Below are 18,709 nucleotides of genomic sequence, written 5' to 3'. Positions count from 1 at the left end.
GGTCGGACAGACCGACCCACCCGGATGTCGGGTTACAACCTAGGCTCCCCTGACCCATTTAAGCAAATTTAACTTTGCGAAAATGAGTCAGGGCGGGGCCGGCTCGGATCACTCGTCGTGCTGGACCACCTGGAAACCGAGCACCTCGATGCTCATGCCACGGCGCTCGTCCTCGGCATGGGAGCCGGCCACCCGATTGTCCGCCCAGTGCTGGTAGGCATCCTGGGACTCCCAACGGGTGACCACGAAGTAGCGACTCTCCCCCACCACGGGACGAAGCAGCTCGAAGGACTGGAAACCCGGGGACTGGTCCACCGAGCGCTTGCGAGCGGCGAAACGACGCTCGATCTCCTCCTCCGCTCCCTCGGGAAAGGTCAGTGCGGTGATGTTGACATAGGTCATGACTGCTCCTTCGCGCAGTGATCTGGTCTTCGACACAGGTAACCCTAAGATGGGGTCCGTTTCAAGATGTTCCACCGTGTGACAGAGTCGACCTCGGGCCCGTCCCCCCAGTGAGGCCGGGCATCCCGGCGCCACGACGATGCAAGGAGGACCCATGTCAACAGCACAGACCCCCGCTACCGGGCACGGCACGACCACCATCGAGGACGGCGTGATCGCGAAGGTCGCAGCCATCGCGGCCCGCGAGACCCACGGTGTCCACGCGCTCGGCGGAGGCGTGGCCCGAGCCCTGGGGGCCATCCGTGAAGCCGTGACCGGAACCGATCAGGCCCAGACTCAGGGCATCAAGGTCACCATCGACGAGGATCAGGTGAGCATCGACGTCACTCTCGTCGCCGCCTACCCCGTTCCACTGCAGGAGGTCGCCGACGGGGTGCGGACCGCTGTCACCCGGGCCATCGAGGACATCGTCGGCAAGCAGGTGGCCGAGGTCAACGTCACCGTGAAGGATGTCCACGCCCCTTCCGACGACACCGAGACTCCGGAGGAAGAGGTCGAATGACCGTGTCCCTGACCCAGCCGGACAAGATCGTGGAAAAAAGTTCGAGGAAACGTGTGACGAATCCGCACCCGTCCTCGTCTCATCAGTGAACGCCGCCACATCTTGGTGGCACCACACGAAAGGTTGACCCTCATGGGATTCTTGAGCTTCTTGCTGCTTGGTCTGATCGCTGGGGCGATCGCGAAGGTGATCATGCCCGGCGAGCAGGGCGGTGGCTGGGTCGCCACCCTGGTGCTCGGCGTCATCGGCGCAATGGTCGGTGGCTGGCTCGGCAGCCTGCTGTTCAACGCGAAGATCGACGAGTTCTTCTCGCTGTCGAGCTGGGCGCTCGCCATCGGCGGCTCCCTGATCGTCCTGGCGATCTACGGCTACATCGTTGGACGCAAGGCGTGAGTTGACCGACGACACACGTGAAACGGGCTGCGATCCTCTTCCCGAGGGTCGCAGCCCTCATGATGTCCTGCTGGCGACGTCTGACGACAGGATCGTCGCCGGGCGCGCTGCCGACGGGGACGTCACTGCTTTCGCGGTCCTGGTTCGCCGTTACGGCCCGATGATGCGGGCCACGGCGCGACGCATCCTCGGCTCCAGCTCAGATGTGGACGACGTGGTGCAGGAGGCTTTCATCACTGCCTGGAACAAGCTGGATCAGCTCGACGATCCCCGCAGGGTGAAGGCATGGCTGATGCGCATCACCAGCCACCGCGCCATCGACCGGGTGCGTGCCCATCGACACACCGACGACGCCACCGAGTTGGACGTGCCGACCGCAGAGTCCGACTCCCCATCCCACATCACCCAGGCCAAGGCGACGGTGGCAGCACTACGCGCCGCCCTGGCACAGCTACCGGAGGCCCAACGTCGTTGCTGGGTCCTCCGAGAGGCGGAACAGATGAGCTACCGCGAGATCGCCGAGGCCCTGGAGCTTCCCGAGTCCACCGTGCGGGGACTGCTTGCCCGTGCCCGGAAGAGCATCATGGCGCGCATGGAGGTGTGGCAATGACCGACCGACCTGACACACAGCACACCTTCGCACCGGATGACCTCGATGGCCACACCCTGGAGGAATTGGGTACCTACCTCGAATCGGGCAGGAATCCCCGGATCGAGTCGATTGAGCAGTCCCCGGGGTGCCAGCTCGCCCTCGAGTCCTTGGAACGTCTGAACCGGCTCACCGCGGAGATGATCCGGGAGGACGAGGCCCTCGAGGCAGCCGACGACTCCTGGGTTGACTGGATCCTCAGCGGTATCGCCCTCGACGCCCGCGCTGGTCGACGCATCCCCTACGACGTGCCCACACCACACGACCTCGGCATCACGGAAGGTGCCGTTCGCGGCCTGGTCCGTCAGGTCGAGGAGAAGCTTGACGGAGTGATCATCGGGCGTTGTCGGCTTGACGGGGACGTGGAGACCCTCGGTGCACCCGTCACCGTGGTGATCGAGGTGTGCATGCCACTCAAGCGTTCCATCCCTGAGATGGCGGAGCAGTTGCGGACCGAGATACTGAGCGATGTCGGCACACACACCGACCTTCACGTGGCGGCCGTGGATATCGTTGTGACGGACGTGCACACCGATTGACTTCACGGAAGCGACACGAGGGAGGTACCCAGGTGACGGACGCAGCCGCCCTGACAGCTGAGTTGGAGGACATCGCCCGGATGGTTCCGGGCGTGCGCCAGCTCTATCTGGCGGGCTCTCCCATCCGTGCCGCCCTGGCCGAGGGGGCCCGGATGCTGGGCATGGGCTCCGGCGCCTCCGCCTTGAAGGTTCAGTTCACGGACGACAGCTGCACCATCGAGGTCTCGTGCGCCGTCGAGGCAGCTCACCGGGCCGGGGACGTCGCCCAACACCTCGTCGAGACCTTGACCGCGGCCTGTCGGGAACGCGACCTGCCCGAGCCCGAGGTGAAGGTCACCATCGCGCAGATCGCGACGACACGACCAGCTGCTCCATCGCACTGAGCCACCCACGGATTGAACGGGCACGCCCGATGATCAGGACGCGGAGGTTCCCCTGCAGGGGAACCCCGACGCCTCGTGCCGTGAGGCGCACCTACCCCTGCCCGTGCTCCCTCACCCCAGGAGATCGGTGACTCCCGAGACCAGGCCCTCGCGCCACCAGGCGTAGTCGTGGCCGCCTCGCCATTCGTGGTGCCGCACCTGCGCTCCGGCAGCCCGGGCGGCTGCAGTGAACTCACGTGAACGTTCCACCATCTCCTGTTCATCGATCCCAACCTGGACGACGAACTGGCTGCCACTCGCCTCGATGTCGACGAGCTCCTCGATGAGCCTTCCCGGTCGCCCCGGATCCTTCGCCCCGTCACGCCACCAGAACGATCCAGACTGGCACAGTGCACGATCCGCCACCCGATCGGGCCCGAGTGCCAGTCGCGCCGCGGCGAGGCCACCCAACGACTGTCCGGCGAGGATCACCTGTTCAGGGTCGTCCGTGGCACGCCGCAGGTGTGGCAGCACCTGTTCCAGCACCACACGCACCTGATCGCCCCATCCCCGTGACGTGAGGTCTCGCCACCTGTCCCGGGGACTCCTCGCATCGATCAGTACGACATCCATCGCCTTGAGCCGAGGCTCTCCCAGCCGTTCCACCACTCCCGGGCTGCGCCACAGTTCACCGTCGAAGAGCACCAGAAGCGGCAACCGGTCGCCCTCGCTCCCCCGCCGGAACCACACCGGACGGGACTCACCGTCAGGACAGTCCACGACGTCCCCCTCCCAGTCGACCGCCGCACCCGACCCGGTGGGGCTCATCGCATCCGGCCCGCGCCACACCGATGAGAACTGGCCCAGGGGATCGACGATGCGCTCCGGGTTGCGGGGGTCCGGACGACCGTTCGCGTGCACTGCCCGCCACCCCTCAGGCGTGGCACCGGCATCCCGGGGAACGTGACGCATGGCGACGAATCGGTAGGAGTAGCAGCCATCGGCCGGGAGCCAGAGGTCAAGAGTGTGCAGCGGCGTGTGGGGCACTGGCTCCATCAGCCAGGGCTCGAAGGAGTGGCGAACGTTGTCGGTCAGGGAATTGACGTGGAGCAGCACCTCCTGACCCACGCCCCCCTGGGTCAGGAAACCCACCTCGACCATGTCGACCCCGCCGATCGGTTCCCGTCTGCCGAGCAACGGGAGCCGTGCAGCGAGGTCCCAGAGTTGTCCGGCAGACACGTCGCCATCGCGCAGCCGCTCCTGCCAGACCGGGTTGGCCGCATACGGGTACCCGCCATCGGCCAACGGTGTGGCCAGGAGTCGTCGATCCCGGGACATGGCTCTCCGTTCCGCACGGTGGACTCTCCACGGCATTCCACAGGAAATTAGGTTAGCCTCTCCTGACATCAGACGTCGTGGCCAGGGCCGCTTCGCCCTGTCCCCCCTCCCCACTTCTTCCGAGGAGAACAATGAATCTCGTCCCCACCTGGCTGAGATGTGCAGCTGCAGCCCTGGTGACCACACTGGCCCTGGCCGGGTGTGGCGGTTCCGCCCCACAACCCTCCAACGACAACACCGCGTCACAGGCTGCGAGCACTCCCGCCCCTGGGACATCGGACAGCACGAGCTTCCCGCTCACCTTCACCAATGCGGACGGATCCACGACCGAGATCCCCACCAAACCGATGAGGGTGGTCTCCACCTCTGTCACGGTGACCGGCTCCCTGCTCGCCTTCGACGCCCCCGTCGTCGGCTCTGCCGGCGCAGCAGGAGGGAAGTTCTTCCCCCAGTGGGCCTCCGTGGCCAAGGAGAAAGGACTCGAACCGCTGTACCCCGCAGGCGAGGTGAACCTGGAGGCGGTCATCGCCGCTGAGCCTGACCTCATCATCGTCTCGAGCTCAGGTGCGGACTCGGCCAAGGACAACCTGTCCGACCTGCAGGCGATCGCACCCACCATTCTGGTCGACTACGGTGGCCAGACCTGGCAGGACCTGACCCTGCAACTCGCCGAGGCGACGGGGATGAAGGCCGAGGCAGAGGCCACCATCACCAGGTTCGAGACGTTGGTCTCGGATGTCAAGGCAGCGATCACCGTGCCAGAGGGCATGACCAACATCGTCTCCTTCAACGGCCCCGGCGAGTCCAATCCCATCGCCCGGGCATCCGGACCCCACGCCCAGCTGCTGACGGAACTGGGGTTCACCATCGAGGACCCTGACCCCAGTTGGCACACCCAGGACACTCTCCGAAACGACTTCGTGTGGGCGACCTATGAGAACCTGACCCGCCTCACGGCCGAGACCACGTTCATCCTCGCCCAGGACGACGAGGGGGCCAAGGCCTTCGCAGCTGATCCCGTCCTGGCGAACCTGCCGAGTGTCACCAAGGGACAAGTCCACGGACTGGGCAAGAACTCGTTCCGCATCGACTACTACTCCGCAACCCAGATCGTGGAAACGGTGCGTGAGACCTTCAGTTCCTGAGACCCGTGCGACGGCGCGTCGACCGTCACGCTGGCTGGGTGCCACAGCGGTCCTGATCATCGTCCTGATGCCGGTGTCACTCGTGGTGGGCACCGTCGAGATCTCGCTCGGCCAGGCCTGGGCGGCATTGGCCAGGTTCGATCCCGGCGTCACGGAGCACCTGCTCATCCGGGAGGTCCGGGTGCCGAGGACCCTCCTCGCGCTCCTGGTGGGGGCCGGGCTCGGTTCGGCCGGTGTGGTGATGCAGGCCCTGACCCGCAACCCACTGGCCGAACCAGGACTGCTCGGCATCAACGCCGGCGTGACCTTGGCCGTCGCGGTCTCGATCGCCTTCCTCGGTTTCAGCTCCCTCGGGGCATCACAGGCCTTCGGTTTCCTGGGAGCTGCCGTGACAGGAGCAGCCGTCCACGCCCTCGGCGGGGTGCGTCATGGTGCCGGGGTCGTGCGTCTGGTCCTGGCGGGGGCCGCGGTCAACGTGGTGCTCCTGGCAACCACCCGCATCATCCTGGTCAACATGGATCCCCAACTGTTCGGCCGGTTTCGTACCTGGACCGTCGGTTCCCTCGAGGGACGTGGTTTCGATGTCCTGGCCCCGACCGCACTCGCGGTGGTCATCGGAGTGGCGCTGGCCCTGGCCTTGTCCGGTGCGTTGGACGCGAGTGCACTGGGACAGGACCTCAGCCGCTCCCTGGGGGTGAACCCGACCGTGGTGCTGTCACTGTCGGCCCTGGTGGTGGTGATCCTGTGTGGTGCCGTGACGGTGGCGGCTGGCCCCATCGGCTTTGTCGGTCTGACCGCTCCCGCCCTGGGAAGGTTCGTCGTCGGCCTGAACCATCGACGCCTCATCCCTGCCACCTCACTGCTGGCCGCCGCCCTGGTGCTGCTGGCAGATGTCGCGGGTCGCACGGTGATCCCGAATGCCGAGATCGGGGTGGGCATCATGATCTCGCTGATCGGCGCCCCGACCTTCATCGCCATGGTTCGCCACCGGAGAGTGGCCCAACTGTGAAGCGGGAGCTGGTGACCGGACGCCCGGTGAGATGGCGTTGGCTCTCCCTGATCGTGCAGCCACGCCTGGTCACGGTCACCGTGCTGCTCGCCGTCGCGGCTGTCGTGCTCGGGATGATGACCTTGGCCATGGGAGCGGTGAGTGTGCCCCTCGATGACCTGCCGTCTGCACTGCTCGGGCAGCACTCCAACGCCCGTCACAACCTGGTGGTGCATCAGATGCGACTTCCCCGGGTGCTGGTGGCCCTGGTCGCAGGAGCAGCGCTCGGGGTCTCAGGAGCCGTCTTCCAGTCGATATCGGCCAACGCGCTGGGCTCTCCTGACGTGATCGGTCTGACGACAGGGGCCGCCACCGGGGCCATCAGTCAGATCGTGCTCCTCCAGGCGGATCCGCTGCAGGTGGCCCTCGGTGCCCTGGTGGGAGGGCTCGGCACCTCCGCCGTGATCTACCTGCTGTCCCTCAAGGGAGGTGTCACGGGTGGCCACCGACTCGTGTTGATCGGTCTCGGGGTCGGATCACTGCTGTCCTCGGTCAACGCCCTGATGATGGTGCGTGGCGATGTCGAACGCGCCTTCTCGGCCAACGTCTGGCTGTCGGGTTCCCTTGATGACGTGAAATGGGGTCAGGCCTCACCGACTCTGGTGGTGACCCTCCTCGTGCTACCGCTCGTGGCGTCGATGGCCCGCCGAGCCACGCTGCTGGAGATGGGGGATGACATGGCGCAGCAGTTGGGGATCCGGGGCGAGCCGACCCGCCGCTGGCTGATCCTGCTGGCGGTGCTTCTGGCCGGGATCGCGACCAGTGCCATCGGACCGATCGCCTTCATCGCCCTCGCCTCCCCCCAACTCGCACGCATCCTGACCAGGAGCACCTCACTGCCCGTGTTCAGCGCTGCTGCGATGGGGGCGGTGATCCTGACCGGGGCGTTGCTGATCACCTCCCTGTTGCCCGGCACCGTCACCCTGCCCATCGGCCAGGTCACAGGACTGCTCGGAGGGATGTACCTGGCCTGGCTCCTCACCCGCACACGGCAGGTTTGACGATTGTCTGACAAGGAGATTCCCATGACGAACCAACTCATCCATGGCGTGGATCTGACCCTTGGCTACCCCGGACGCACGATCTCCCGGCATCTTGAGGTGGTGGTACCGGCCTCACAGGTGACGGTGATCGTCGGACCGAATGCCTGTGGGAAATCGACCTTGCTGCGGGCGCTGTCACGCCTGCTGAACCCTGCCGTCGGGGAGGTGCTGCTCGACGGCAAGAACATCGCCCGGATCCCTGCCAAGGAGTTCGCGCGGCGGTTGGGACTGCTCCCCCAGCAGTCCCGCGCCCCGTTCGGGATCACCGTCGGCGATCTCGTGGCACGAGGCCGTCATCCGCACCAGAACCTGATGCAGCGGTGGACCATCGCTGACGAGGCAGCCGTCCACAGGGCACTTCAGGCAGCAGATCTGCTCGACCTGGTGGACCGGCCCGTGGAGGAGCTGTCCGGAGGTCAACGTCAGCGGGTCTGGATCGCCTTGCTGCTGGCCCAGGACCCACCGACGATGCTGCTGGACGAACCGACCACCTTCCTCGACATCGCGAACCAGCTGGAGGTGCTGGAACTGTGCCGACGTCTCAACCGCGACGAGGGCCGCACGATGGTCCTGGTGCTGCACGAACTCTCCCTGGCCGCCCGCTGTGCGGACCACCTCATCGTCATGAGCTCCGGTGAGATCGTGGCCGACGGCCCGGTGCGGGAGGTGCTGACCGAGTCCCTCCTGGCAGATGTGTTCCGGATCCGGGCGAAGGTGATCGACGACCCCGTGGGCGGCCAGCCGATGGTGATCCCGATCGAGTCGCTCAGGGAGCGCCCACTCCCCGACCCCGCCACATATTGACAAAGATTTTGTGACTAATATGTGATGGGTCACGTTCCCGGGTCGAGCAGGAAGGCCACCATGACCACAGCCCATCCCACCTCTCCCACACCGCCCCAGGCGTCGAAGATGCAGGGACACTGGTTGCTGGCGAAACTGGGCAAACGCATCCTGCGACCGGGTGGCCGCGCCCTCACCGCATCCCTCCTCCGACAGGCCACCCCCGGCAGATCGGATGACATCGTCGAGTTCGGCCCCGGGGTCGGGGCAACCGCTGAGCTGCTGCTCGCCGCAGAGCCACACAGTTACCGCGGAGTGGACCCCAACCCTGAAGGGCACGAGGCCATGACCCGGCTCCTCTCCGGGGATGACAGGGCCGAGTACGTCGTCGCCGATGCCCGGGACACCGGTCTGCCGGATGCCTCGGCCGATCTGGTGGTGGGTGAGGCCATGCTCACCATCCAGGACCTCGAGGGCAAACGTGCGGTCATCGCGGAGGCCGCCAGGCTGCTGCGTCCGGGGGGACGCTACGCCCTCCATGAGATGGCCTGGCTTCCCGGGGTCAGCGACGACGACGGCGAACGAGCACGCAGGGAACTCTCCAGGATCATCAAGGTCGGGGCGCGTCCACTCAGCCTCGAGGGCTGGGGCGAACTGCTGGAGGAGCACGGTTTCACCGTGGCATGGCATGAACGTGCCCCACTGGAACTCCTGGAACCGGGACGCATCATCGACGACGAGGGGCTGCTCGGCGCACTCAGGTTCTGGCACAACGCACGGCGGATGCCGGGGGCGAGGGATCGGCTGCGCGCCATGCGCCAGGGCTTCCGGGCACAGGGCAGATTCATGGGCGGCATCGTCATCCTGGCTCGGAAGTCCTGATGACGGAACATCTCGTACTCAGCGATGTCAGCCTCAGCCGCGGCGGGAACACCCTCATCGCCGATCTCTCACTCACGGTGCGTCCCGGGCAGGTCCTCGCCGTCACCGGTGCCTCAGGAGTGGGAAAGACCACCCTGCTGCGGGCGATCTCCGGACTCAGCCCGTGCGACGGCGGCTCGGTCATCCGACCTGAGGGACGTGTGGCCCAGGTGTTCCAGGAACCACGACTGCTGCCGTGGTACAGCGCCCACCGCAACGTGGCCCTCGTCGTCAGGCACGAGTTCCCCGACCTGATCGCCCAGCAGTGGCTGGCACGGGTGGACCTGGCACACGCCACCCATCTCCACCCGGCGCAGCTGTCAGGGGGAATGCGCCAACGGGTCGCCATCGCACGAGCCATGGCGACCGAACCTGCGCTGCTCCTGGTCGATGAGCCCTTCTCCGCCCTGGACAGGCCGCTGGCGACGGCGCTTCGTGGCGACCTGGTCGCCCTGCTGGCACAGGAAGCGGTCATCACCATCTGGGTGACCCATGACCTCGAGGAGGCCGAGGCGGTCTCCCATCTTCATCTCGAACTCGACGGGCCACCGGGAACTTGGCGGCTCACCGACCACGACAAGGAGCAATGATGAGAAGACGAAGCCTGTTCAGCCTCACCGGCCTCGGCCTGCTGGCCACCACCGGCCTGGGTTCCTGTTCACCGCCCGACCCGAGCCCCTCCCCCGGTGGCGACTCCCCCACCCCGACGAAGGCCGGGAAACTCGAGACACTGCGTGTCCATGTGCCCACCACGCTGGCCTTCATGGCACCGATGGCGGTCTTCGGGACGTTGGGCCACCTCGATGACGCCGTCGGTGAGGTCACGTTGGACAACTGGGCCACCGTCGACGTCCTCAAATCACTGCTCATCAGCAAGGAGACTGATCTGGCCGCCACTCCGTCGTACGCCTCGGCGAACCTGTACAACAAGGGTCTGCCGGTGAGGCTGGTGGCCATCACCGTCTGGGGGATGCTCTTCCTGCTCGGCCCTGAGGGCACCGCCAACTCCGGTCTGGCCGGGCTGAAGGGGAGGAGGGTGGCGGTCCCACTGCCCGGCAACATGCCTGATCTGGTGTTCCGGTACCTGTTGAAGAACAGCCAGATCAGCGCCGACGGTGGCGCAGAAGGGGTGGAGATAGCGCCCTACGAGCAGGCACAGGACGCGCTCCAGGGGCTGCTGTCCGGTCAGGTGGACTACGCGGTGCTGCCGGAACATGCAGCAACAGTCGCGCAGAACCAGGCGAAGCAGAACGGTAGGGCCTTGGACCGCACCGCTGATCTGCAGGCGCTGTGGGCCGAGGCCACCGGCACTCAGGCACGTTTCCCCATGGCCGGGGTCGTGATGCCGGCAGAACTCGCCGAAGGCAACCCGGGTCTCGTCGGGAACATCCTGACCGAGTTGGAGGCGGCCGTCGCACAGGTCAATGCCACCGAGGCCACTGCCGTGGCTGCGATCACCCGCGCGACGGAGGTGCCGGAACCCGTGGTGACCTCCGTGATCCCTCGTCTGCAGCTCGAGGTGGTCCCAGGGGCCGGGGCGAAGGACGAACTGGAGGACTTCTACACGCGGCTGATGGAGCTCAGCCCCGACATCGTGGGTGGAAAACTCCCCGACGACGCCTTCTACATCGCTGATCCCAGGTGAAGCAGCCCGGGCGAACGGCCCTCCGGTGGCGTGAGACCCTGCTGTGGTGGCTGGGACTCGGCATGGTGGTGGGCATCTGGGCCCTCGTCGCCCGCGATCAGCCCGCCTACGCCCTGCCGAGCCCGGCCGCGACCTGGGACGCTCTCCTGGCACTGATTCGCGACGAGGAGCTCATCCCGAGCATCTGGTTGACGTTTCAACGCGCCGTGCTGGGGCTCGGATTCGCGTTGCTGATCGGTCTGCCGTGGGGTTGGGCCGCCGGGACCTGGCGTCCCATCGCCGAGTTGACCGTGAGCTGGCTGCAACTGCTCATGGCGATCCCCCCGATCGTGATCGTCGTGGTGGGGATGCTGTGGTTCGGGCCCAGACCTGAGGTGGTCCTGCTGGTGGTCACCCTGGTCACCCTGCCCCTGCTGGTCACAGCCGTGCGAGATGCGGTGGCGGGCGTGGACCAGGACCTGCTGGAGATGGCCCGGCTGTTCGGGTTCGGGCTCCTCGGCACCCTGCACCGGGTCGTGGTCCCCGCCGTGGTTCCCCCGGTGCTCTCCGCCATCACGGTGGCGGTCGGGCAGTCCATCCGGTTGACCGTGATGGCTGAGCTGTTGAGCACCGCGACTGGCATCGGGGCGGAGGTGCAGCAGGCACGAACCAACCTGGAGACAGCCGATGTCTTCGCCCTCTCCGGGATCATGGCTGCCCTCACCCTGGGGCTCGAGGTGTTGCTCCTCCAGCCCGCACGACGTCGTCTGGCGCGGCACCGGTGATGCCTGGCCCTCAGGCCTTGGGCACGAAGGCGAAGACCCGGCAGGGGAAACCGGTGCCGCCATGGATGCGGGGCACCCCGACCGCGAGAACAGCCCCTGTCGGAGGGAGCAACTCCACGTTGACGAGGTTCTCCAGGTGCCACAGCCCTGCTGGGTGGGTGATCTCGCGATGCACCGGGAGGGTCGGCTCGTTTCCCGGGTCGATCCCCAGGGTGTCCACCCCGATCCCGACGACCCCCCGCTCCACGAGGAGCGCCGCCCCGTCCAGACCGAACCCCGGGAACCTCAGATCGGTGGTGCCACTGGTGCCCGAGTAGAGCAGGGCGTCATGGTTGCGCCTGCCCCATCCCGAGTTCATCAACACCGCCGAACCCGCGGCGATTCGCCCATGGACGTCCTCGAAGGCCTCCACATCCGCTGCGGTGATCACGGAGTTCGGCTCCGTCGCGGCCTTCTCACTGATGTCGATGACCACCACGGGCACCACCAGGTCCTCGATGGGCAGGCTGGCGACATCACCCGCACCGGGCACGAGGTGTCCGGGGGCATCGAGGTGGGTTCCCGCATGTTCGAAGGTGTGCACCATCCGGGCGTGGTACCCACCCCCTTCGAAGGTGACGACATCCTCGACGCTCCAGGCCGGGGCGCCCGGCCACATCACGCTCTCAGGCCCGAGCACCTCGGTCAGGTCAAGGAGCCTGAAACCTCCCCTCATGGCAGCGAAGGCGGCATCCCGAGCGGCTGTGGCGGTCGCGGTGTGGATTCCCATGTGGACTCCTTGATGGCGGTGGATCGGACCTGTGATCAGGCCCACCTCCTTCAATTCCGCACCCTGCGCAGTTGTTCCCTCGACCCTGCAGTCCTTCCGGCCGACAGCACTCAGAACTGACCGAACATGAGACGTCCGACCATCACGGCCGCGACGATGCAGCACACCAGTGTCAACGGCATGAAACGGGTGGCGAACCTCACACCGAAGGCACCGGACTGCATCGCGAAGAGCTTGATGTCGACCATCGGCCCCACGACGAGGAAAGCCAGTTGAGCCGTCGGGGAGATCGACGAGAACGAGGAGACCACGAACGCATCGGCCTCGGAGCACAGGGACAGCACGATGGCGAGCAGTGCCATCGCCAGCACCGCGAACCACGGATTCTCGCTCAGGAAACCGAGCACACCGACCGGCACCAGGACCTTGAAGGCGGCCGCGACCGCAGCGCCGAGCACCAGGAAACCACCGGCCTGCTGGAGGTCGTGCATCACGGTCTCCCGGAACACCGACGCCTTGGTGACACCGTCGTGCCGGTGACCTTCCTGGGGCCTCATCCACTCCTGCCTGCCGAGGGCGATCCACAGCCAGCAGGCCGTGACCACGGCCAGCAACGATGCGATGAGCCTGGCCCACACCATCGTCGGGTTCCCGGGAAAGGCCACCGCCGTCGCGACCAGCACGATGGGATTGACCGCAGGAGCCGCCAACAGGAATGCCAGTGCCGCCGCCTGCGGCAGCCCCCGCCGCATCAGCGACTGGGACACCGGGACCGAGGCGCACTCACAACCGGGCAGCACCATGCCTGCGACCCCAGCGGTCGGCACGGCCAGCAGGGGGGATCTCGGGGTGATCCGCGCCAGAAGATCCTTGGGCAGGAAGGCCGCGATCGCGCCAGAGACCAGCACCCCCAGCACCAGGAACGGCAGAGCCTGGACGACGATGCCGACGAACAGGGTGCTCCAGGGCGCCACCGCCCCACGAAGACTCAGCAGTGGCCCCACCCGGCCGACGTACTGCTGCAGCAGCACGAGCAGGATCACCCCGAGGAAGGGAGCGAGCCACACGCGTCGGAAGGTCGGGCTCACAGGTAGGGCTCCTCAGGTCTGGTCACGACCTCGACGCTGGTGGCCACGATGACCGGCAATCGGTCACTGGCCCCGAGGTCGATCACACCCTCGACCTCCACCCAGACGTCGTCCCCCTGTGGCATCGGCACCCCGGTGATGATGGCCGAGAACAGGGTCGAGTCCGCCACACAGCAGAAGATTCGGAACCGGTTGACCGTCCACTGCTCCTTGGGAAGATGGCTGGGGTGGCCAGCGAAACCGAGCAGACGAACCGGCGTGCCGTCCAGTTCTTCCGGATCCCCGAAGACGTAACGGTCGGAGAACTCCTGGAGGCTCAACTCGTTGACCTCGTCCTCCGGCAGCGGAGGGAACTCGATGGTCTCCACCTCGTCGGTGCGCTGCTGGAGTTGCACCTCGCTCACCGCATCCGCCCCGAGCGACGAGGGTGCGGCCAGGGCGAACAGCAGCGCCGGCACCACCAACAGCGCCGTGATCCTCGGCACACCGTGGCCGTGACCGCTGGCGGCTCTGTGTGCACCGGCCTCCTGCTGGGCCCGCTCCGCCAGTTCCAGCAGACTCCACAGGGCCAATGTCCCGGCAGCGATGCTGGCCGCCAGGAGCCAGGGACCGAACCATGGCTGCAGGTAGTTCAGATACGCACCCGTCATCACCATGGTGAACGCGACGGTGGCGAGCATGAGCACCGCTGTCGCCCCGAGTGAGGCACGCACCGTCTCGCTGATCCGGTGTTGTCTCGTGGCCGTGGTGCCCTCGTGGGGCTCGTGGGACATGTTCTTCCTGACTGGTCGACAACAGGCGGGAGTGATCCCGTCCGCCATCGATTATGCCGGGATTGTCAGGTCATCGCCTCCCACAGGAGCAGCCATGCGACCTCCGTCGGGTCCATGGCCTGCGTGAGCCTGCACATCAGCCGGGCCTGTGCCAGGGCCGTCGCCTCCGTCACGGCGAGGTGGTCGATCGAGTCCGGACGCGAGACCGACCACAGCCGGGCCCACGCCACATCCCTGGCCGTGCAGGTGGGACCGACAGAACTGGGCAGACCATGCTCCAAGGTCCGGAGCAGGTTGTCACCGGTCATCGTGACACGTGGCGGAGCAAGACCCGCCACCGCCTCCGGGCATCCCGTGAGCAGGGCCGCCACCGCGATGAACACTGCATCGCCGTGACCGGGGTGCGTGGTCAGGAAGTCACGGGTCATCCGGAGTGCCACCTCACGCAATGGCAGTTCAGTTGTCGCGGTGACACGCAACGCGGCGAGCACGCCGAACAGCGTCGGTGCCTCCTCCAACGCCCCGAGTGTCACGTCGAGTCGGTCCAGCAACCGCTCATCCTTGGCCCTCACGGGATCGGTCAGCAGCCAGCTCATCAGCCAGGCCGCCACACCCGCATCGGGATCCTGCGTCAAAGCCGTCGCCACCAGCTCAGACACGCTCGGGAACCACCCGACCTCAAGGGTCGTGGCTCCCCCGGGACCGTGGACGGTGAGCTGATGGAGCCCGGGGGCTCCCCGCACCAGGCTCGCGGTCGAGGTGGTCTCGAAACTCAGCCCGTCACCGGAGAGGGCCACGTCCAGATCGGTGATCTCGAGTGCCTCACCCGTCGGCAGGTGTCGCCGTGACGGTACCCAGCCTGGCAGCGTGATCCCGGCCGTGACATCCTCACAGCGCCACCGAGACCATGCCCGCTGCCCGGCGGCCAGGCGCGTCACCTCCCCGAAGAGCAGTGCCGTCGGACCTTCATCACGCTGTCCGGTGTCACTGCACCAGCCACTCAGCATCCGCCACATCGACCTGCCGTCGGGGGCGAGCACCATGCCGGTGCCACCGCTCAACCAGGCGACCGGGCAGTCCTTCTCCCACCTGAGCGGCAGCCCCGGAGCCTCGACCTCGTTCCCGCTGGTGTTGTGCAGCACGACGTCGAGGGTGTCGCTGTGACGCCTCACCTCGATCCGGAGGGGCCCCAGCCGGTACTCCACCGGATCGCTGTCCGGCACCTCGACCGCCGCATCGGGCAGGTGCAGGTGTGGTGTGTTCACTCAGTTCCGAGGAGATCGGGCTCAGGAGCCTCCGGAACGATCGCGGTGACGACGGAGCCGTCGGCACGACGTCCTCCGGTCACGGGGTTGCGGCCCGTCAGCGACGGCAGCTGTTCACCCTGACCGTGGAGTGGGACCCGGACCCGGTTCTCGGGCAGCAGGTGGAACAGTTCACCGCGCACCTCGACCTCCGCACCGTCACCGGTCTCGACGTCGAAGGTGATGGCGTCACGCTCCAGCAGCACCCGGATCCGGGATTCCCGGATCTGGAGCGGGAACCGCATCTCCGTCCACTCCGCGGGCAGGCGTGGATCGAAGCTGATGTGACCGTGGTAGTCGCGCATCCCGGCGAAACCGAAGATCAGCGCGTTCCAGACCCCACCGGTGGAGGCGATGTGCACGCCGTCGCGGGCGTTGGCATGGATGTCCGCCAGGTCAACGTACAGTCCGGTGAGGAAATACTGCATCGCCATGTCCTGATACCCGACCTCGGCGGCGATGACGGACTGCACCACGCCGGACAGGGTCGAGTCCCCGGTGGTGATCGGGTCGTAGTACTCGAAGTCGGCGCGCTTCTCCTCCCGGGTGAACTGGTCGCCCTGGAGGAACAGGGCCAGCACCACGTCAGCCTGCTTGAGCACCTGGTAGCGGTAGATCACCAGCGGATGGAAGTTCAACAGCAGTGGGAACTTGTCGGCTGGCGTGTTCTCCAGGTCCCACAACTCGCTGGTCAGGAACTTCTCGTCCTGCGGGTGGATGCCGAAGGTCTCGTCGAAGGGGATCACCATGCCGTCGGCACATCGCTCCCACTCCGCGATCTCCTGCGGCGTGACCCCGAGACCGGTGACGACACGGTCGTGGGCCCGGGGATCGTTGACCTCCATCTCCTTCAGCAGGGCGACGGTGCGGCGCAGGTTGGCGCGTGCCATCACATTGGTGAACATGTTGTTGTTCACCACCGCGGTGTACTCGTCCGGTCCGGTGACCCCGTGGATGTGGAAACGTTCACAGCCGTCGGCCTCGGTGCGCCAGAACCCGAGATCGGCCCACAGTCGGGCGGTCTCCACCATCACGGCGGCCCCGTCGCGGTACATGAAGTCGATGTCGCCGGTCACATCGCTGTACTTCGCGAAGGCATGGGCGATGTCCGCGTCGATGTGGTACTGGGCGGTGCCGGCGGCGTAGTAGGCCGAGGCCTCCTCACCGTTGATGGTGCGCCACGGGAACAGGGCACCGTCCTGTCCGAGCACACGGGCACGTTCCCGGGCCTTCGGCAACAGGTTGACCCGGTACCGCAGTGCGTTGCGGGCGATCCGGGGAGCGGTGTAGATGAGGAACGGCACGAGGTAGATCTCGGTGTCCCAGAAGTAGTGCCCCTCGTAGCCGGAGCCCGTGACCCCCTTGGCGGGCACACCCAGCTGATCGGAACGTGCCGCGGCCTGGGCCAGCTGGAACAGGCACCAACGGACGGCCTGCTGGATGGCCGGCTGACCGCCGATCTCCACGTCGGAGTCGAGCCAGAACTCGTCGAGCCAGGCCCGCTGAGCCTCGAAGAAGAACTCGAACCCCTTGTCACGCACCCGGTCGAGGGTGCGACGGCAACGGTCGTAGAGCTCGATGACGGGCACCCCGCGCGAGGTGTGGTAGGCCACCGCCTTGCGGATCACCACGGGCACCCCGGCGCGGGCGTCGATCCGGTACACCTGCTTGGCCTGGTCCTCCTCCACACGGGAGTAGATCTCGAACGGGTTGGAGGTGTCGAGCTGGTGGTCGGCGGCCACGCACAGCGTCATCCCCGATTCGCTGGTCTCGTAGCCGAGTGCGATGCGTTGGTCCTCCTCCCACTGCTGCCGGGGCTGGAGGACGCGGCCATTGAACTTCCCGGCACGACGCGGGTCGAAGCCCTCATCCTCGGCCCTGCGGTAGTCGTCGAACCCGTCCTGCCGGTTGACCAGCTGCGAGGACAGCACCACGGGGGCGTCACCCTCGAGCATCGTCAGCTCGATCTCGAACAGCGCCAGGTGACGATCGGTGAAGCTGACCATGCGGCGGGAGCGCAGCTGGACCCGTTTGCCCGCCGGGGTGCGCCACACGATGTCCCGGGTGAGACACCCGGTGCGGAAGTCGATGGCCCGCTCGTACGAGTCGAGGTCCGAGATACCGAGGGTGAGCGGCTCGTCATCGACGTAGATCTTGATGAGCTTGGCATCGGGCACGTTGACGATGGTCTGGCCGGTACGGGCGAAACCGAACGCCTCCTCGGCGTGCTTGATGGGCCAGGTCTCGTGGAAGCCGTTGATGAAGGTGCCGTGCGCGTACGACTTGCGGCCCTCCTCCGGGTTGCCACGCATCCCGAGGTAGCCGTTGCCGACGGCGAAGAGGGTCTCGGTCACCCCGAGGTCGTCGAGGCTCGGTTCCAGCTCGACGAACCGCCACGGCTCGATGGGGAACCGGGAGCGGTTGAGGGGGTCGGAGGCGATCCAGCGCATCAGTCCATCAGCCTTTCGAGGTCGTCGACGACGAGCTCAGCACCCGCGTCGAGAAGAGGTTGGGTGCCGACCCCACGGTCCACGGCGACGACGAGTCCGAAACCTCCGGCGGCACCGGCCGCCACCCCGGACAGGGCGTCCTCGATGACGACGGCCTTCTCGTGGGCCACACCGAGGAGATCGGCGGCGTAACGGAAGGTGTCGGGGGCGGGCTTGCCCTTCAACCCGTGGGCCAGCGCCACCTTGCCGTCGACCACGACGGGGAAGTACCGGTCCAGCTGGGCCGCACGCAGCACCGGGACCGCGTTCTTGGAGGAGGAGACCACTGCGACGGGGATCTCGCGACGGGCCAGCTCCTCGATGAGTGCCCTGGACCCCGGGTACGGGTCGACCCCGTCTCGGGCGATGATCTCGTTGAAGGCCTCGTTCTTGCGATTGCCGAGCCCGCAGATGGTCTGCATGCCACCGTCGTCGTCGGGGTGCCCTTCGTCCAGGGTGATCCCACGCGAGGCCAGGAAGTCACGCACCCCGTCGTAACGGGGCTTGCCGTCGACATGGGCGAAGTAGTCCTCGTCCGTGTAGGGCGGCTGATCCCCCAGTCCGGCGAGGAACTCGTTGAACATCTCCGCCCAGGCACGCATGTGCACTTCAGCGGTGGGGGTGATGACCCCGTCAAGGTCGAAGAGGTATGCCTCGTACTGGCTCAGATCCATGGCGCAAGCCTATCCGTG

General features: G+C 66.7%; 21 protein-coding genes. 13 read left to right on the top strand and 8 right to left on the bottom strand.

Annotated features, from left to right (window positions below):
- Window positions 1-108: 108 nt before the first annotated feature.
- Entirely contained in the window at window positions 109-402 is a 294-nt protein-coding gene (locus EII34_RS00625; protein WP_124841735.1) for an antibiotic biosynthesis monooxygenase family protein, read from the bottom strand.
- Window positions 403-556: 154 nt separating this feature from the next.
- On the opposite strand from EII34_RS00625, the gene EII34_RS00620 reads away from it, so the two are divergent.
- The 5 genes from EII34_RS00620 (at window position 557) to EII34_RS00600 (ending at window position 2,928) form a co-directional block, all read left to right on the top strand.
- Entirely contained in the window at window positions 557-964 is a 408-nt protein-coding gene (locus EII34_RS00620; RefSeq protein WP_221620154.1) for an Asp23/Gls24 family envelope stress response protein, read from the top strand.
- A gap of 132 nt (window positions 965-1,096) precedes the next feature.
- Window positions 1,097-1,357 (top strand): GlsB/YeaQ/YmgE family stress response membrane protein, encoded by a 261-nt coding sequence (locus tag EII34_RS00615; RefSeq protein WP_124841731.1) that lies wholly within the window; start codon window positions 1,097-1,099, stop codon window positions 1,355-1,357.
- 1 nt (window position 1,358) lies between these two features.
- Window positions 1,359-1,967: an RNA polymerase sigma factor gene (locus EII34_RS00610; RefSeq protein ID WP_221620153.1), complete on the top strand. Its 609-nt coding sequence runs from the start codon at window positions 1,359-1,361 to the stop codon at window positions 1,965-1,967.
- Window positions 1,964-2,545, top strand: coding sequence for an Asp23/Gls24 family envelope stress response protein (locus tag EII34_RS00605; protein ID WP_124841729.1), 582 nt, complete (start codon window positions 1,964-1,966; stop codon window positions 2,543-2,545). Before EII34_RS00610 ends, EII34_RS00605 begins: the two co-directional genes overlap by 4 nt.
- 32 nt (window positions 2,546-2,577) lie before the next feature.
- Window positions 2,578-2,928: an Asp23/Gls24 family envelope stress response protein gene (locus EII34_RS00600; protein ID WP_124841727.1), complete on the top strand. Its 351-nt coding sequence runs from the start codon at window positions 2,578-2,580 to the stop codon at window positions 2,926-2,928.
- A gap of 111 nt (window positions 2,929-3,039) precedes the next feature.
- Here EII34_RS00600 and EII34_RS00595 read toward each other — a convergent pair whose 3' ends face one another.
- Entirely contained in the window at window positions 3,040-4,245 is a 1,206-nt protein-coding gene (locus EII34_RS00595; RefSeq protein WP_185711099.1) for an enterochelin esterase domain-containing protein, read from the bottom strand.
- A gap of 131 nt (window positions 4,246-4,376) precedes the next feature.
- On the opposite strand from EII34_RS00595, the gene fepB reads away from it, so the two are divergent.
- From fepB to EII34_RS00555, 8 genes are read left to right on the top strand one after another with little or no spacing between them, the layout of a single operon-like run.
- A complete protein-coding gene (gene fepB, locus EII34_RS00590; RefSeq protein WP_124841723.1) occupies window positions 4,377-5,390 on the top strand; it encodes a Fe2+-enterobactin ABC transporter substrate-binding protein in 1,014 nt (337 codons plus the stop codon).
- Window positions 5,371-6,399 (top strand): FecCD family ABC transporter permease, encoded by a 1,029-nt coding sequence (locus EII34_RS00585; RefSeq protein WP_221620152.1) that lies wholly within the window; start codon window positions 5,371-5,373, stop codon window positions 6,397-6,399. The genes fepB and EII34_RS00585 overlap by 20 nt, the downstream gene beginning before the upstream one ends.
- Window positions 6,396-7,439 (top strand): FecCD family ABC transporter permease, encoded by a 1,044-nt coding sequence (locus tag EII34_RS00580; protein ID WP_221620150.1) that lies wholly within the window; start codon window positions 6,396-6,398, stop codon window positions 7,437-7,439. The genes EII34_RS00585 and EII34_RS00580 overlap by 4 nt, the downstream gene beginning before the upstream one ends.
- Window positions 7,440-7,463: 24 nt before the next feature.
- Complete coding sequence (locus tag EII34_RS00575) at window positions 7,464-8,285, top strand: ABC transporter ATP-binding protein (protein ID WP_124841721.1); 822 nt, start codon at window positions 7,464-7,466, stop codon at window positions 8,283-8,285.
- A 60-nt stretch (window positions 8,286-8,345) separates the two neighbouring features.
- On the top strand, window positions 8,346-9,146 hold the full coding sequence (locus tag EII34_RS00570) for a class I SAM-dependent methyltransferase (RefSeq protein ID WP_221620149.1): 801 nt from the start codon (window positions 8,346-8,348) through the stop codon (window positions 9,144-9,146).
- The gene (locus EII34_RS00565) at window positions 9,146-9,775 is read left to right on the top strand and encodes an ABC transporter ATP-binding protein (RefSeq protein ID WP_124841719.1); all 630 of its coding nucleotides are present in this window, start codon (window positions 9,146-9,148) and stop codon (window positions 9,773-9,775) included. The genes EII34_RS00570 and EII34_RS00565 overlap by 1 nt, the downstream gene beginning before the upstream one ends.
- Window positions 9,775-10,830: an ABC transporter substrate-binding protein gene (locus EII34_RS00560; protein ID WP_124841717.1), complete on the top strand. Its 1,056-nt coding sequence runs from the start codon at window positions 9,775-9,777 to the stop codon at window positions 10,828-10,830. The genes EII34_RS00565 and EII34_RS00560 overlap by 1 nt, the downstream gene beginning before the upstream one ends.
- The gene (locus EII34_RS00555; RefSeq protein ID WP_260424993.1) at window positions 10,827-11,594 is read left to right on the top strand and encodes an ABC transporter permease; all 768 of its coding nucleotides are present in this window, start codon (window positions 10,827-10,829) and stop codon (window positions 11,592-11,594) included. Before EII34_RS00560 ends, EII34_RS00555 begins: the two co-directional genes overlap by 4 nt.
- 10 nt (window positions 11,595-11,604) lie before the next feature.
- Here EII34_RS00555 and EII34_RS00550 read toward each other — a convergent pair whose 3' ends face one another.
- From EII34_RS00550 to EII34_RS00525, 6 genes are all read right to left on the bottom strand, one after another.
- Window positions 11,605-12,363, bottom strand: a complete 759-nt coding sequence (locus EII34_RS00550) for a cyclase family protein (RefSeq protein WP_124841715.1) — start codon at window positions 12,361-12,363, stop codon at window positions 11,605-11,607.
- A 110-nt stretch (window positions 12,364-12,473) separates the two neighbouring features.
- Window positions 12,474-13,358, bottom strand: coding sequence for a permease (locus tag EII34_RS00545; protein ID WP_260425020.1), 885 nt, complete (start codon window positions 13,356-13,358; stop codon window positions 12,474-12,476).
- Between the two features lie 89 nt (window positions 13,359-13,447).
- Window positions 13,448-14,224: a TIGR03943 family putative permease subunit gene (locus tag EII34_RS00540; protein ID WP_185711098.1), complete on the bottom strand. Its 777-nt coding sequence runs from the start codon at window positions 14,222-14,224 to the stop codon at window positions 13,448-13,450.
- Window positions 14,225-14,289: 65 nt separating this feature from the next.
- Complete coding sequence (locus EII34_RS00535; RefSeq protein ID WP_124841709.1) at window positions 14,290-15,489, bottom strand: hypothetical protein; 1,200 nt, start codon at window positions 15,487-15,489, stop codon at window positions 14,290-14,292.
- On the bottom strand, window positions 15,486-17,978 hold the full coding sequence (locus tag EII34_RS00530) for a glycoside hydrolase family 65 protein (RefSeq protein WP_124841707.1): 2,493 nt from the start codon (window positions 17,976-17,978) through the stop codon (window positions 15,486-15,488). The genes EII34_RS00535 and EII34_RS00530 overlap by 4 nt, the downstream gene beginning before the upstream one ends.
- The gene (locus tag EII34_RS00525) at window positions 17,978-18,691 is read right to left on the bottom strand and encodes a beta-phosphoglucomutase family hydrolase (protein ID WP_124841705.1); all 714 of its coding nucleotides are present in this window, start codon (window positions 18,689-18,691) and stop codon (window positions 17,978-17,980) included. The genes EII34_RS00530 and EII34_RS00525 overlap by 1 nt, the downstream gene beginning before the upstream one ends.
- Window positions 18,692-18,709 lie beyond the last annotated feature (18 nt).

The sequence above is a fragment of the Arachnia propionica genome (assembly GCF_003859805.1).
Taxonomy (GTDB): domain Bacteria; phylum Actinomycetota; class Actinomycetes; order Propionibacteriales; family Propionibacteriaceae; genus Arachnia; species Arachnia propionica_C.
This window is presented reverse-complemented; position numbering and strand designations above follow the sequence as displayed.